A 14,750-nucleotide genomic window follows, 5' to 3' on the forward strand; every position below is an offset into this window, starting at 1 on the left:
ACGGTTCGACCGGCTGAAGGCACTCGCCAGACCGCACCCGCTTTGCCCTGGCACGGCAAATTTGCGACGACGCGCGGGCGGCCCGCCGTCTATAACCCCGCCCCGGCACCCACTCTTTGCAGCGCAGGCCTCATGATTCGTCTCGACAATATCGTCAAGCAGAACGGCCATCGGATCCTGTTCGTCGCCGCCTCGATGGGCCTGCAGAAGGGGGAGAAGGTCGGGCTGGTCGGGCCGAACGGCGCAGGCAAGACCACGCTGTTCCGCATGATCGCCGGCGAGGAGAAGCCGGACGACGGTCAGGTGACGGTCGAGACCGGCATGACCATCGGCTATTTCAGCCAGGATGTCGGCGAGATGGCGGGCCAGAGCGCCGTCGCCGCGGTGATGGACGGCGTCGGCCCGGTCAGCGCGCTGTCGGCCGAGATGGCCGCGCTGGAGGCCGCGATGGTCGATCCCGACCGGGCCGGCGAAATGGACGCGATCGTCGAGCGCTATGGCGAGGTGCAGACCCGGTTCCAGGAGCTGGACGGCTATGCGCTGGACGCCCGCGCGCGCGAGGTGCTGGCCGGGCCGAGCTTCAGCCAGGAGCGCATGGACGGCGATGTCGGCCTGCTCTCGGGCGGTTGGAAGATGCGCGTGGCACTCGCCCGCATCCTGCTCATGCGGCCCGACGGGATGCTGTTGGACGAGCCGAGCAACCATCTGGACCTGGAGAGCCTGATCTGGCTGGAAGCCTTCCTGAAGGCCTACGACGGCGCACTGCTGATGACCTCGCACGACCGCGCGTTCATGAACCGCATCGTCGGCAAGATCGTGGAGATCGACGGCGGCACGCTTACCACCTATTCCGGCAACTACGATTTCTACGACCAGCAGCGCGCGCTGAACGAGAAGCAGCGCCAGGCGCAGTTCGAGCGCCAGCAGGCGATGCTGGCCAAGGAGATCAAGTTCATCGAGCGCTTCAAGGCGCGGGCCTCGCATGCAGCGCAAGTGCAGAGCCGGGTGAAGAAGCTGGACAAGATCGAACGGGTGGAACCGCCCCGGCGCCGCCAGTCCGTGCAGTTCGATTTCCGCGTGCCCCCGCGCTCCGGCGACGACGTGGCCAGCTTCAGGGACGTGCACAAGGGCTATGGCAGCCAGCCGATCTATGCCGGACTGGATTTCCAGGTGCGGCGCAAGGAACGGTGGTGCGTGCTGGGCGCGAACGGCGCGGGCAAGTCGACGCTGCTGAAGATGGCGGCGGGCGAGATCGCCCCGGACCGGGGCAGCGTGGCGCTCGGCGCCAGCGTTCGCCTGGGCTATTTCGCGCAGCACTCCATGGACCTGCTGGACGGCGACGACACGATCTTCGAGACGCTGGAGACGGCGTTTCCGCTGGCGGGGCAGGGGGCGCTGCGCACGCTCGCCGGTTGCTTCGGCTTCTCCGGCGACGATGTCGAGAAGACCTGCCGGGTGCTCTCCGGCGGCGAGAAGGCGCGCCTCGTGATGGCGATGATGCTGTTCGACCCGCCTAACTTCCTGGTGCTGGACGAGCCGACGAACCACCTGGACATGGCGACCAAGGACATGCTGGTCGCGGCATTGTCGGAATTCGAGGGCACCATGCTGTTCGTCAGCCACGATCGCCATTTCCTGGCGGCGCTGTCGAACCGGGTGCTGGAACTGACGCCCGAGGGCGTGCATCAGTTCGGCGGCGGGTATACGGATTACGTGGCGCGCACGGGGCAGGAGGCGCCGGGGCTCCATCCGGGCTGAGAGGCGTCGAAGCGGACCGAGGCCGGGGCCTTTGCGGCGCAGGAGCCGCGCGCCGAGGGCATCCGGTACTCGGACGTGATCGAGAGCGTGTCGTTCGCCGGCGGTCCGTCGGTGACCATCAAGTCGCACGACGACGCCAGCCGCCACCCGTTCCCGGGGCCGGGCCTAGCGATCCGGGTGCCGGGCGCGATCACCCGCGACAAGCTGGGTGACCTGAGCCCCGCAATCTCTTCCAAGAATGAGTCAGATTCCTCTCAGTGCGAACGCCATTCCTATGACCGCTTTGAGGCGGGGCGCCAGTAAGGGCGAGCGTCCGCTATGGGTCGAACGACACAACCGTTATCGAAAATCATGTAAATATTGCGCGTGCGATTTATTTAAATCCTCTAGGTCTAGCGCCCAAAAATAGCACCCTGGAGTTCCGCCTTTACATATTGATTCTAATTTATTCGCGAACGCTTTTGTTGCTATAATTACTCCGGGCCAATGTTTTGGTTGAAATATTTGTGTGTCCCGAGGAATTTTTTCATCGAGGATGTGTACTGTGCTGACGCCTTGATATAATCTTGGATATGAAATGTATGTATTGTTGCTAGAGTTCGAAAATTCTTCAGATAATATGGGGTCAAGAGTATATTGAGTAATTCCCTCGGAAAATGGTTCTTTCTTGCTTATATCTGGATGAAATCGGCCAAATAGAGATCGGTCTGGGTCTATGCAATCTACTACTGTCGTTGGGCAAATTGCATAGTAAGTGCTGTGCGTGCGCGTCCCATCGTAGCGAAGAGTGGTCACTTTCTGAATGTCGAGGCTGCAGTTCGCCAGTTCAATGAAGAAATTCAATATATCTTCAGTCATAATAAAGAACGTACTGTGGATGAAAAAATTCTGTTCAACGTCGCCGCGACGTGCTGGCTCTGGCAGAGTAAATATTAGGTTTTCAACGAAGTTGGGCAACCTGCTCCGTACGCACACCGGTTTAAGGTGACCAAGCAAAGATGTATCAGGGGCCAAGCCAATCACTCCAGATACGGCGAGGTTGGGCCCATAGAAAGGTCGTTCCATAAATATAAACTGATGCGGAACATTCATCTCGAATCTCTATTATCAGAGTCGTATTATAGCCATGCAATAACATCAACGCTGTTCGACGTCTCCTCCTGTATTGCAGAGCGCTACTAGCCATCCCCCTGGGTCGGTCTTCAGGCGATCGCGTCCGAATGGGAAATATCCTGCTATTCTCATTGGAGAACCAATTGGATGAAGATCACATAGTTCTTCGACGAAACAGCCGTAAGGGTGATCAATGGCATCAGTTGCAATACGGAGAAAGAATTTTCGGCGGAGTTTGGGGCACTACTCAACGGAAGCCTAACGTCCGCTATGGGGCCTGCGACTCGTAGATCGCCAATGTCCGCTTTGGGTCGACGCCGGACATGAGCAGACTTCCTCGCCAGGCTACCCAGAATCAACCAATTGCGACCTGAGCTTCCAGCGCCCAGCGGGGATGATGACTGACTTTATGGTCATTCGCTGGGGTCCGCGAAGATCGAACTGGACTGTCTTAGCGTGGCAAGCATTGCTGTGTTCTGACAGGACCAGGGGCCTCCAGCCCGCCTGATCGCTGAAGCTCGGTGAAACTCCGGGCTTGCGGTGGTGGGAGCGTCGCGATCCGCGTGACGCCTATTTGGAGGACCCAACATGCCCCGCAAGACGAAGAACGCTGTCACCACCCTCATCGACGCTGTTTCCGATGCCAGCGTTGCGATCGCCGGTGAAATGACGACACCGTCTCCGGCGACCAAAACGCGCAAACGTCGGACGTCGATCCCGAAGTCCAATAAGCCCTCCGCGCTCGAGCCGTCGGTGAGTGCGGCGTCCATCCGCGCGGCTTCGGAAAAGCCGATTGCCGGTAAGCTGGGGGCGATCGCGACCGCGGTCTCAACACCTCGGGGCGCCACGATCGGCGAGTTGACCGAGACAACCGGATGGCAGCCTCACACAGTCCGAGCAGCCCTGACCCGTCTCCGGCAGCGGGGGATCGACGCCAAGCTAACGACGATTGACGACCGTAGGGTTTACCGGGTCGCCGGAGGGGCGGCTTGACGATGAACCGGGATGACCTGAGCGAGCGCCTTCATGCCCTAACGGGCATGGAGGTCTCCGCGTTGCGAGCAGAGTGGAAACGCCTGTATCGCAACCAACCGCCAGCTCGGCAGATACGTCAGGAGGTGCGCCCGAACGAAGACCCTTCCTCATCGTGAAGCCCGGCTCGCGCCTTGTTCGCGCTTGGGGTGGTGAGACCCACGATGTCCTGGTGGTCGAGGGCGGATACGAGTGGCGAGGGCAGCGGTGGACATCTCTGTCCAAGATCCGGTTCTTATACGGTTGCTCCAACGGGCCTGTCGGTATCGCGCGATGCTTCTCGATGGCGAATTGGAATCGATCCAGGCCATGGCTGACCGATAAGGGGTCAGCCGGCCATACTTCTCTGCTGTCGTTCGGTTTGCGTTCCTCGCGCCTGTGATCGCAGAAGCGGTCGTTCGGGGAGAGCAGTCTGAGTCCCTAACGTCAAAGCGGCTGCTTCAGTGTGCAGCTCTTCCAAACTCCTGGGCCGAGCAGAAGGTTATGCTCGGGTTCGTGAGCTAGTCGCCGGCCGTCCCTGGACGCTTTGCACGCAGCAGCGATATTTATCTAAAATACAATCGTAACCCCGAAAATGGCGACGAGAGACTTTTGGGTTCTGGCCGCCTGGAAACCGTCACCTCGACGGTCTCCGACTTACGGTTAAACTTTGCCCGTTACCGTAACTGACGGAAACGAGGGCGCAATTCCCCGCTCGCCCGAAGACGTTACACAGAGACCGACCTGTCAGAGGAAGAATGGCTGGGGGACCTGGATTCGAACCAGGGTTGACGGAGTCAGAGTCCGTAGTCCTACCGCTAGACGATCCCCCAGCAGGACCGGGATTGCCTCGTGTCCGTGGACCAAGGCGCTCCCTCGCGGTGAGCGGCGCTTCTAACACAGCCCGGGCCCAGGATGCAAACCCTTGAAGCGCAGATTTTGAAACGCCTCGTCATCCGCCGTTTGCCGCCGGTTTCGCGCCATCCGCAGGGCGCCTGATCGGCGCCCGAATGCCGGCCGTCGCCGGCGGCCTGCCGTAAGGCTGGTGGCGGAGGGGGCGGGCGGCTAGACTGGCGGGGAACAAAGCGCCCGGGGCACACAACACCGGCGCGACGAACAGGGAAGGACGTCAGGGAATGGAGACCGGTACGCATCGTGCCGGCCGTTCCCGCCCGCGTGATTCGCTGCAGCGGTCGTGGGACGACCGGGCGACGGGTGCAGCTTTACGGGACGGGATCGGCGACGGCACCACAGGGCCGGCCACGCGCCGACAGAACGCATGCGCGGACGGCGCCGCCGACGGCATCGGCCGGGAACGGACCGCAGGCGGGGAAAACGGCGCGTCGCCAGGCTCGGAGACCCGCATCGACGCCGGTCCGGTCGACGGGCTGGCCGACCGACCCGGCAATGCACAGGGGCGGAGCGAGGGCGCCGCTTCGGGCTACGCGGGGCGCAGCGGATCGGGGAACGCCCACGGGATCGCCAAGGGAGGCGACATCCTCGCCGCCCTGGACCTCGGCACCAACAATTGCCGTCTCCTGGTGGCGCGGCCCACCGATCGCGGCGGCTTCCGGGTGATCGACGCGTTCTCGCGGATCGTCCGACTGGGCGAGGGCGTGGGGGCCTCCGGACAGCTGGCGGACGGGGCCATCGAACGCACGCTGGAGGCGCTGAAGGTGTGCGGCGCGAAGATCCGCCGGCGCCGGGTCACCCGGTTCCGGGCGGTCGCCACCGAGGCCTGCCGGCGGGCCCGCAACGGGCCGGAATTCCTGCGCCGGGTGGAGCAGGAGACCGGCATCGCCCTGGAGGTGATCTCCACCACGGAGGAGGCCGGCCTCGCGCTGGCCGGCTGCGCGCCGCTGCTCGATCCGCGGGTGCCGGGCTCCCTGGTCTTCGATATCGGCGGCGGCTCGACGGAACTCGCCTGGTCGCGCGGACGGCTCGGCGTCGAGCCGGCGGCGGTGACCTCGATCCCGATCGGCGTGGTGACCCTGGCGGAGACCTATGGCGGCGACCGCTACGGGCCCGGCGTCTACGAACGGATGATCGAGGACGTGGCGATCTGGCTGCGCGCCTATGAGCGCGAACATGCCATCGCCGCGGAGGTGGAGGCGGGCCGGGTCCAGGTGGTCGGCACCTCCGGCACCGTGACGACCCTGGCCGGGGTGCATCTGAACCTGCCGCGCTACGTGCGCGACCGGGTGGACGGGCTGTTCCTGAATGTGGCAGACACCCTGGCCATCGGCCGGCGGCTGGCGGACCAGAGTTTCGAGGGGCGCGCCGCCCATCCCTGCATCGGCCGCGAGCGTGCCGATCTGGTGGTGGCCGGATGCGCCATCCTGGAGGCGATCTGCCGCCAATGGCCGGTGACGCGGATGAGGGTTGCCGATCGGGGGGTGCGCGAGGGCATCCTGTTCGGACTGATCGCGGGGGCGTCCTGACCCCCGCAGGCTTGCAGGGAGCGGCGACGGAACATGGCGAACAAGAGTTCGGGAGGCGGCGACCGCCGGGGATCCGGCAGCCGTCAGGCCACGGTCAAGCTGCGCACCGCCCGCGGGCGCACGCCGTCGTCCCAGCGCTGGCTGCAGCGCCAGCTGAACGACCCCTATGTGGCCGAGTCCAAGCGTCTGGGCTACCGGTCGCGCGCCGCGTTCAAGCTGATCGAGATCGACGACCGCTTCAAACTCCTGAAAAAGGGTCAGCGGGTGGTCGACCTGGGCTGCGCCCCCGGCGGCTGGACCCAGATCGCCGTGCAGCGGGTGGGCGCGCCGCAACGGGGCCAGGTGGTCGGGCTCGACATCCTGCCGCTGGACCCGATCGCCGGGGCCGAACTGCTGCTGGCCGATTTCACCGAGGCGTCGGCGCCCGACCTGCTGAAGGCGACGCTGGGCGGTCCGGTGGACGTGGTGCTGTCCGACATGGCGGCCTCGTCGACCGGCCATAAGAAGACCGACCATATCCGTATCGTCATGCTGGCCGAGCTGGCGCTCGACTTCGCCTTCGAGGTCCTGGCACCCGACGGGGTGTTCGTCGCCAAGGTGTTCCTGGGCGGCAGCGAGCGCGATCTGCTGAACCCGATGCGCCAGGCGTTCCGGACCGTGCGCCACTTCAAGCCGCCGTCGAGCCGATCCGAGTCGGCGGAGACCTATGTCATCGCCACCGGCTTCCGCGGCCGGCCGAAGGGCCACGGCGACCCGGATGCGGCACCCGACGGAGAGGCCTCCGAGGAGGGTTGAGGCGGCTCCGCGCCCTGCCGGGGAGGCGGGGGGTGCGTCCATTCCGCCCGCCCGGATTATGCCGCTTGGCATGTGAGTGCCGCAGTGTATATTGCGCCGCCACCGACCAACCGGAGGCACCATGGACATCCGCGACGCGCTGACTTTCGACGACGTACTTCTCGAACCCGCCCGCTCGAATGTCCTTCCGGCAAAGGTCGACACCCGAACCCGGGTCACCCGCACCATCGAACTCGGCATCCCGCTGCTCTCCAGCGCGATGGATACCGTGACCGAGCACAGGCTGGCCATCGCCATGGCCCAGGCCGGCGGCATCGGCGTGGTGCACAAGAATCTCGACATCGAAGCCCAGGCCAACGAGGTCCGGGCGGTCAAGAAGTTCGAGGCCGGCATGGTCATCAACCCGGTGACCATCCACCCGGAGGCCACCCTGGCCGAGGCGCTCGACCTGATGAAGCGGCACGGCATCAACGGCGTGCCGGTGGTGCAGACCCGCACCGGCAAGCTGGTCGGCATCCTGACCCACCGCGACGTGCGCTTCGCCACCGACGAGAGCCAGCCGATCAAGGAGCTCATGACCAAGCGCCTGATCACCGTCGGCGACGACGTGCGGCCGGGCGAGGCGCGGGCGCTGCTGCACAAGCACCGCATCGAGAAGCTGCTGGTGGTCGACGGCGACAAGCGCTGCATCGGCCTGATCACCGTCAAGGACATGGAGAAGGCGCACAACCACCCGAACGCCGCCAAGGACGACAAGGGCCGCCTGCGCGTCGCGGCGGCGACCGGTGTCGGCACCGAGGGCATCGCCCGGGCCGAGGCGCTGATCGATGCCGGGGTGGACATCGTGGTGATCGACACCGCCCACGGCCATAGCGAGGGCGTGCTGGGCGCGGTGCAGGAGATCCGCAAGCGGGCCAATTACACCCAGATCATCGCCGGCAACGTCGCCACCGCCGAGGGTGCGCAGGCGCTGATCGACGCCGGTGCCGACGCGGTGAAGGTCGGCATCGGCCCGGGCTCGATCTGCACCACCCGCATGGTCGCCGGCGTCGGCGTGCCGCAGCTCACCGCCATCGTCGACGCCTCCAAGGTCTGCCGCGAGGCGGGCGTGCCCTGCATCGCCGATGGCGGCATCAAGTATTCCGGCGACCTGGCCAAGGCGATCGCCGCCGGCGCCGACTGCGCCATGATCGGCTCGCTGCTGGCCGGCACCGACGAGAGCCCGGGCGAGGTCTACCTGTACCAGGGCCGCTCCTATAAGGCGTATCGCGGCATGGGCTCCATGGGGGCGATGGCCCGCGGTTCGGCCGACCGCTATTTCCAGGAGGAGGTCAGCGACACCCTGAAGCTGGTGCCGGAAGGCATCGAGGGTCAGGTGCCCTACAAGGGCCCGGTCGGCGCCGTGGTCCACCAGCTCGTCGGCGGCCTGCGGGCGGCCATGGGCTATACCGGCAGCGCTTCGATCCAGGACATGCAGGCCAACGCCAAGTTCCTGCGGATCTCCAACGCCGGCCTGCGGGAGAGCCATGTGCACGACGTCACCATCACCCGCGAGGCGCCGAACTACCGGCCGGGCATGTAGGCCGGAAAGCGTAGCGCCATGAAACCCGCGGGCCGCCTGGCGGCAGCAATCGAGATTCTCGAAGCGATCGACGCAACCGATCGCCCTGCCGACCGCGTGCTGGACCGCTATGTCCGCGACCGGCGGTTCATCGGCGGCGGCGACCGCTCGGCCATCGCCGCCCGGGTCTGGGGCATCTTCCGACGCCGCGCCCGGCTGGACTGGTGGATCAAGAAGGCGGGCAAGGGCATCGGCCGGGACGCCCGGGGACGGGTACTGGCGGATCTGGTGCTGCACGACCGCCAGGACGTCGCCGGCATCGCCGAGATGTTCGACGGCTCGCGCCATGCACCGGGCACTCTGGCGAAGTCCGAGAGCGAGGCGCTGCGCAAGATCGTCGGCGGCGATCTCGACAGCCCCGAGATGCCGGATGCGGTGCACGCCGAATGTCCGAACTGGCTCTGGCCGCATATGGAGGCGCGCTTCGGCGCCGAGGTCGGCCCCGCCGTGGGGGCGCTCGGCCATGAGGCGCCGTTCGATCTGCGGGTGAACCCCTTGGCCGGGATGAGCCGCGAGGCGGTGATCGCCGCGCTGGCATCCGAGCAGGTGCCGGCGGTGCCGACGGCGCTGTCGCCGTTCGGGCTGCGGCTCGATCGTCGCCGCCCGGTGGACGCCATGGCGACGTTCAAGTCGGGCGCGATCGAGGTGCAGGACGAGGGCTCCCAGCTCGCGGCCCTGCTGGTCGGCGCCGGGCCGGGGATGCTGGTTGTCGATTACTGCGCCGGGGCCGGGGGCAAGGCCCTGGCGCTGGCGGCGGGGATGGAGAACAAGGGCCGGCTGGTGCTGTTCGACGTCTCCAAGGGCCGGCTCGACCGGGCGGCGGTGCGGCTGCGCCGGGCGGGCATCCACAATGCCGAGCGCAAGGTCCTGGCCGAGGGCGACAAGTCGGTGAAGCGGATGGCCGGCAAGGCCGACCGGGTGCTGGTCGACGCGCCGTGCTCCGGGACGGGCACCTGGCGGCGCAACCCGGACGCCAAGTGGCGCTACGGCGAGCAGGACCTGGCGGAGCTGACCAAGACCCAGCGGTCGATCCTGGAGCGCGCCGCGAGCCTGGTGAAGCCGGGCGGCCGGGTGATCTACGTGACCTGCTCCGTCCTGCGGGCGGAGAACGAGGACGTGGTGGAGGGCTTCCTGGCGGAGAGCGACCGGTTCTCGGTGCTCCCGGTGGCGGGCGTGTGGGCGCAGACGATCGGCGAGGCACCGTGCCCGGCGACCGGGCCTTATCTGACGCTGTCTCCCCATCGCGAGGGCACCGACGGGTTCTTCGTGGCGGTGCTGGAGCGCGCGGTTCGGCCTTAAGGGGCTGCTCTCTAAATCCCTCTTCTCCGTCATCCCGAAACAAGTTCGGGATGACGAATGAGGGGAGAATCCGGTGGCCCGCTCTCCCGCCTCCCGCTCTCTTCACTCCCCGGATTCATTCCGGGGTGAGACGTCAGATGCGCGAACCCTGGCAGGCCCGGCACGGCTCCATCCGATCGCCCCGGACTAAATCCGGGGAGTGATGGACGCTGTGATGGAGGCCCTTCGACACGCCCCCTGGATCAATCCCGGATTAAATCCGGGACAGGGGGCTGCTCAGGGCGAGGTCATCAACACAATACCTGTCGTCCCGAACTCGTTTCGGGACCTTCGGGCTGTCGAATGCGGCCGAGGAGATCCCGAACCGAATTCGGGACGATGGTTGCTGCTTGACCTCGCCCTGAGCAGGACCCCGGCATCACGCCGGGGGACGTGTCGAAGGGCCGGCGCTCGCGCTAAATCCTCTCCCCGCTCTCGCGCTCGAAAAGGTGACAGCGGCCGTCTCCCGGCATCACGCTGAGTCTGTCACCCCGCGAGGGCAGGGCCACCTCGGCCGGCACGCGGACCGTCGCCTGCGGGCCACCGGCGAGCACCCCGTGCAGGACGCAGGTGTCGCCCAGGTCCTCCATCACTTCCACTTCGAAGGGCAGGCCGTCGCCGTCCTCGCGCAGCTCCACATGCTCCGGCCGGAAGCCCAGCGTCACCGGGCCGTCCGTTCGCTGCGCCGCCTCGACGCCGTCGATCCGCGCCTCCGTGCACTCCAGCACGACCGATCCGCCCTCGACCCGCGCGTCCAGCAGGTTCATGGCGGGAGAGCCGATGAAGCCCGCGACGAAGGTGTTGGCGGGCCGGTCGTACAGATCCCGCGGGGTGCCGGCCTGGGCGACCACACCCTGATTCAGGACCACGATCTGATCCGCCAGCGTCATCGCCTCCACCTGATCGTGGGTGACGTGGATCATGGTCGTGCCGAGGCGGCGGTGCAGGCGGCTGATCTCCAGGCGCATCTGCACCCGCAGGGCGGCGTCCAAGTTGGACAGCGGCTCGTCGAACAGGAAGACCTTCGGATCGCGCACGATGGCCCGGCCGATCGCGACGCGCTGGCGCTGGCCGCCGGAGAGCGCCTTCGGCTTGCGGTCGAGCAGATCGGTGATCTGCAGGATCTCCGCCGCGTTGCGGACCCGCTCCTCGACCGTATCGTCGGCGGTCTTGGCCAGCTTCAGCCCGAAGCTCATGTTCTGATAGACCGTCATGTGCGGGTAGAGCGCGTAGCTCTGGAACACCATGGACACGACGCGCTCGGCCGGCGCGATGTCGTTCATTACCTCGCCGCCGATGGAAAGCTCGCCCGCGTCGATGTCCTCCAGCCCGGCGATCATCCGCAGCAGGGTGGACTTGCCGCAGCCGGACGGGCCGACCAGCACGCAGAACTTGCCGTCCTCGATCTCCAGGTCGATGCCCTTGATCACTTCGGTATCGCCGAAGCTCTTGCGCAGGCCGCTCAGGGTGACGGTTGCCATGGCTTATCCTTTCACGGCGCCGGCGGTGAGACCGGACACGATGCGGCGCTGGAAGATCAGCACCAGTGCGATCAGCGGCACGGTGACGATGACGGAGGCGGCCATGATCCGGCCCCAGGGCACCTCGAACTCGCTGCCGCCGGTGATCAGCGCGATCGCGACCGGCACGGTGCGCTGGTCGTTGCTGAGCGTGAAGGTGAGGGCGAACAGGAACTCGTTCCAGGCGACGATGAAGGCGAGCAGGCCGGTGGTGACCATGGCCGGCCACATCATCGGCAGGAAGATCCGGGTCAGCAGGGTCCAGGGTTTGGCCCCGTCCATGATCGCCGCTTCCTCGACCTCCGCCGGCAGGTCGCGGATGAAGCTGGTCAGCACCCAGACGGTGAAGGGCAGGGTGAAGATCAGATAGGACAGGATCAGCCCGCCCGCATTGTTGAACAGGCCGAGCACCCGGATCAGCTCGAACATGCCGGACAGCACGGCGACCTGCGGGAACATGGACACGCTGAGCACCGCCAGCAGCATCATCCGCCGGCCCTTGAAGCGGAACCGGCCGAGCGCCAGCGCGGCGGTCAGTCCCAGGAACAGCGAGATCGCGACCACCGCGACCGAGACGATCAGCGAGTTGAGGATGTTCCGGCCGAACGGCTGCTCGGCGAAGATCGAGGTGTAGTTGCCGACGGACAGCTCAGCCGGTAGGTAGTCGACCTCGAAGATGGACGAGCCGGACTTAAACGAGGTGATGACCGCGTAGTAGAACGGGAACAGCAGGATTACCAGCAGCACCGCCAGCAGCAGCCAGAAGCCGATCTTCGTGGCGAGCGAGGTTCGGCGGCGGGCCATCAGCGGCCCTCCTTCATCACATCGGCCCGCATGGCCGTCAGGTACAGCGCGGTCATGAAGGCGATGACCATGAACAGCAGGGTCGAGGCGGCGGAGCCGTAGCCCACATCCTGGAAATCCACGAGCTGCTGGCGGGCATAGACCGACATGGTCATGGTCGACTCGGCGTTGCCGGTCATGATGTAGACCACGTCGAACACCCGCAGCGCGTCCAGCAGGCGGAAGATGATCGCCACGGTCAGGGCCGGGCGGATCAGCGGCAGGGTGACGCCGAAGAACACCTTCAGCGGATGCACCCCGTCGACCCGGGCGGCCTCGTAGCAGTCCTTGGGCAGCATCTGCAGCGCCGCCAGGACCAGCAGAGCCACGAAGGGCGTGGTCTTCCAGGCGTCCACCAGGATGACCGACAGCATGGTGAGATCGGGGTCGGCCAGCCAGGCGATCGGCGTAGAGATGAGGCCGAGCGTCATCAGCGTGTGGTTCACCACGCCGAACTGGTCGTGCAGCATCCATGCCCACATCTTGGCGGAGACCACCGTGGGGATCGCCCAGGGGATCAGCACGGCGGCGCGGAACAGGGCGCGGCCGGGGAACTCGGCATTCATCACCAGGGCGAGGATCACCCCCAGCACCACCTCGATGGCGACCGATCCGGCCGCGAAGATCAGGGTGTTCCAGACCGCGTTCCACCACAGCGGATCGGTAAGCAGCCCGTACCAGTAGCCGCCGTCCTCGACCGCGAAATTCTCGAAGCCGAGGAAGGCGTAGTCGCCGGGGGCGGAGAGCGAGGCGTCGGTGAAGGCGTAGAACACGGTGCGCGCCAGCGGCCAGATCGCCACCACCAGCAATCCCGCCAACATGGGCGACAGGAACAGCCAGGCCGTGCGCACCCGGCGCCTGCGGTGCGAGGAGGTCTTCGCTTCTGCCATCACGCCGCCGGAGCCGTCGTTACCAGCGGCCGCGCCGGCTGAGCCGGTTCAGGCCGTGCTCCAGCTCGGCCAGGGCCGGACCGGCCTCCTGCTCGCCCGAGAGCACGCCGTGGACCGCCGACCAGAACTGCGACGACACCCGGTTGTACTTGTCGCCGACGATGGCCGAGGGCCGGGCCACGGCATTGGTGAAGGTTTCCTCCAGCGTCCCGAAGAACGGGTTGGCGGCCAGCACCTCCTCGTCCTCGTACAGATCGGGATAGGTCGGGTTGTAGGACGACGAGATCGCCCGCTGCTTCTGCTGGGCCTGGCTGGTCAGGAACATGGCGAGATCGACCGCCAGCTCCGGGTTCTTGGAATACTTGGATACCGCCAGGTTCCAGCCGCCGAGCGTACCGGTATGGCCGCCGTCCTCGCCGCCCTTGGGCAGGGCGACCACGCCGACCTTGCCCTTGATCGGGCTGTCGTCGCCCTGGGCCAGCGCCCAGGCATAGGGCCAGTTGCGCATGAACACCGCGTTGCCCGACTGGAACACGCCGCGCGAGGCTTCTTCGTCGTAGTTCAGCACGCCCTGGGGCGTTATGTCCCCGACCCAGGCGGCGGCGGTCTCCAGCGCCGCGACGGCGTTGGGATTGTTGATCGTGACCTCGCCCTCGGCATCGACGATGGCGCCGCCGCCGAAGCTGTCGACCCATTCCAGCGCGTCGCAGGTCAGGCCTTCGTAGGACTTGCCCTGCCAGACATAGCCCCAGAGGTCGTCGTCGCCCGCCGCGCGCTCCTTCTCCATGATCGTCTTGGCGGCCTCGGTCATCTGCGCCCAGGTGGTGGGCGGCTCGAAACCGTGTTTTTCCAGAAGATCGGCGCGGTAGTAGAGCACGCCCGCATCGGTCCACCAGGGCAGGGCGAGCAGCTTGCCGTCGACCGTGTTGTTCTCGATCAGCGCCTCGAAATGGCCCTTGCCGGCATCCGCGTTCACGGAACTCAGGTCCACCAGATGCGGGGCGAGCACGCCGGGCCAGACCACGTCGACCTGCAGGATGTCGATATCGTCGCCCTGGGCGGCCAGGATCTGCTGATACAGCGCCAGACGCTCGGTGGAGGAATTCGGGGTGGAGACGATCTCCACCTCCACACCCCTGTCCTTGGACCAGGCGTCCACCCCGGACTTGCAGAGCTCCAGCTCGACGCCGATGGCGCCGCAGGAAATCGACAGCGCCTGGGCGGAGGCGCCCGGTGCGGCGGCCAGTTGCGCGCCGAAAACCGCGCCGGCGCCCAACGCCAGACTCGCCAGGGTACGTGCGATCTTCATGTGGACCATGATGCCTTCCCCAAATGGTTAGCGCTCCGCTCATCGGCGTCGCTGGACACCGTCGGATACGCGCAAAAATTTTATCGGTTCCCTTCGATATAGGACGTGGGT

At 66.2% G+C, this 14,750-nt stretch carries 12 protein-coding genes, 1 tRNA gene and 1 pseudogene; 8 read left to right on the forward strand and 6 right to left on the reverse strand.

The genetic code is table 11. The annotated features are described in order from the left end of the window. Positions 1-132 precede the first annotated feature (132 nt). Both T8K17_RS16025 and T8K17_RS16030 read left to right on the forward strand, forming a co-directional pair. Entirely contained in the window at positions 133-1,758 is a 1,626-nt protein-coding gene (locus T8K17_RS16025) for an ABC-F family ATP-binding cassette domain-containing protein (protein ID WP_322330743.1), read from the forward strand. Between the two features lie 51 nt (positions 1,759-1,809). Continuing rightward, positions 1,810-1,983, forward strand: a pseudogene (locus tag T8K17_RS16030) (GMP synthase (glutamine-hydrolyzing)); the annotation flags it as partial. A gap of 114 nt (positions 1,984-2,097) precedes the next feature. On the opposite strand, the gene T8K17_RS16035 reads toward T8K17_RS16030, so the two are convergent. Then, positions 2,098-2,850, reverse strand: coding sequence for a hypothetical protein (locus T8K17_RS16035; RefSeq protein ID WP_322330745.1), 753 nt, complete (start codon positions 2,848-2,850; stop codon positions 2,098-2,100). Positions 2,851-3,459: 609 nt separating this feature from the next. On the opposite strand from T8K17_RS16035, the gene T8K17_RS16040 reads away from it, so the two are divergent. Together T8K17_RS16040 and T8K17_RS26295 are read left to right on the forward strand one after the other, a co-directional pair. Beyond that, the gene (locus tag T8K17_RS16040; protein WP_322330746.1) at positions 3,460-3,864 is read left to right on the forward strand and encodes a DUF3489 domain-containing protein; all 405 of its coding nucleotides are present in this window, start codon (positions 3,460-3,462) and stop codon (positions 3,862-3,864) included. A gap of 73 nt (positions 3,865-3,937) precedes the next feature. Next, positions 3,938-4,285, forward strand: coding sequence for a DUF2924 domain-containing protein (locus tag T8K17_RS26295; RefSeq protein ID WP_416153119.1), 348 nt, complete (start codon positions 3,938-3,940; stop codon positions 4,283-4,285). Positions 4,286-4,641: 356 nt separating this feature from the next. On the opposite strand, the gene T8K17_RS16045 is transcribed toward T8K17_RS26295, so the two are convergent. After that, positions 4,642-4,715: transfer RNA gene (locus T8K17_RS16045), tRNA-Gln, on the reverse strand. A 303-nt stretch (positions 4,716-5,018) separates the two neighbouring features. Here T8K17_RS16045 and T8K17_RS16050 point away from each other — a divergent pair. The 4 genes from T8K17_RS16050 to T8K17_RS16065 all read left to right on the forward strand — a co-directional run bounded on the left by T8K17_RS16050 (position 5,019) and on the right by T8K17_RS16065 (position 10,038). Further along, on the forward strand, positions 5,019-6,323 hold the full coding sequence (locus T8K17_RS16050; protein ID WP_322330747.1) for a Ppx/GppA phosphatase family protein: 1,305 nt from the start codon (positions 5,019-5,021) through the stop codon (positions 6,321-6,323). A 33-nt stretch (positions 6,324-6,356) separates the two neighbouring features. Next, the gene (locus T8K17_RS16055) at positions 6,357-7,118 is read left to right on the forward strand and encodes an RlmE family RNA methyltransferase (protein WP_322330748.1); all 762 of its coding nucleotides are present in this window, start codon (positions 6,357-6,359) and stop codon (positions 7,116-7,118) included. 121 nt (positions 7,119-7,239) lie between these two features. After that, entirely contained in the window at positions 7,240-8,700 is a 1,461-nt protein-coding gene (guaB, locus tag T8K17_RS16060; RefSeq protein ID WP_322330749.1) for an IMP dehydrogenase, read from the forward strand. Between the two features lie 18 nt (positions 8,701-8,718). Beyond that, a complete protein-coding gene (locus T8K17_RS16065) occupies positions 8,719-10,038 on the forward strand; it encodes an RsmB/NOP family class I SAM-dependent RNA methyltransferase (protein ID WP_322330750.1) in 1,320 nt (439 codons plus the stop codon). Between the two features lie 455 nt (positions 10,039-10,493). Here the strand turns inward: T8K17_RS16065 and T8K17_RS16070 are convergent, their stop codons facing one another. Genes T8K17_RS16070 through T8K17_RS16085 form a run of 4 tightly spaced genes read right to left on the reverse strand, consistent with a single transcriptional unit; the run spans position 10,494 to position 14,639 of the window. Next, the gene (locus T8K17_RS16070; RefSeq protein ID WP_322330751.1) at positions 10,494-11,558 is read right to left on the reverse strand and encodes a sn-glycerol-3-phosphate ABC transporter ATP-binding protein UgpC; all 1,065 of its coding nucleotides are present in this window, start codon (positions 11,556-11,558) and stop codon (positions 10,494-10,496) included. 3 nt (positions 11,559-11,561) lie between these two features. Further along, the gene (locus T8K17_RS16075; RefSeq protein ID WP_322330752.1) at positions 11,562-12,401 is read right to left on the reverse strand and encodes a carbohydrate ABC transporter permease; all 840 of its coding nucleotides are present in this window, start codon (positions 12,399-12,401) and stop codon (positions 11,562-11,564) included. After that, positions 12,401-13,330 (reverse strand): sugar ABC transporter permease, encoded by a 930-nt coding sequence (locus tag T8K17_RS16080; protein WP_322330753.1) that lies wholly within the window; start codon positions 13,328-13,330, stop codon positions 12,401-12,403. Before T8K17_RS16080 ends, T8K17_RS16075 begins: the two co-directional genes overlap by 1 nt. Before the next feature lie 19 nt (positions 13,331-13,349). Beyond that, positions 13,350-14,639, reverse strand: coding sequence for an ABC transporter substrate-binding protein (locus T8K17_RS16085; protein WP_322330754.1), 1,290 nt, complete (start codon positions 14,637-14,639; stop codon positions 13,350-13,352). Positions 14,640-14,750: the final 111 nt, after the last annotated feature.

The organism is Thalassobaculum sp. OXR-137 (genome assembly GCF_034377285.1).
Lineage (GTDB): Bacteria > Pseudomonadota > Alphaproteobacteria > Thalassobaculales > Thalassobaculaceae > Thalassobaculum.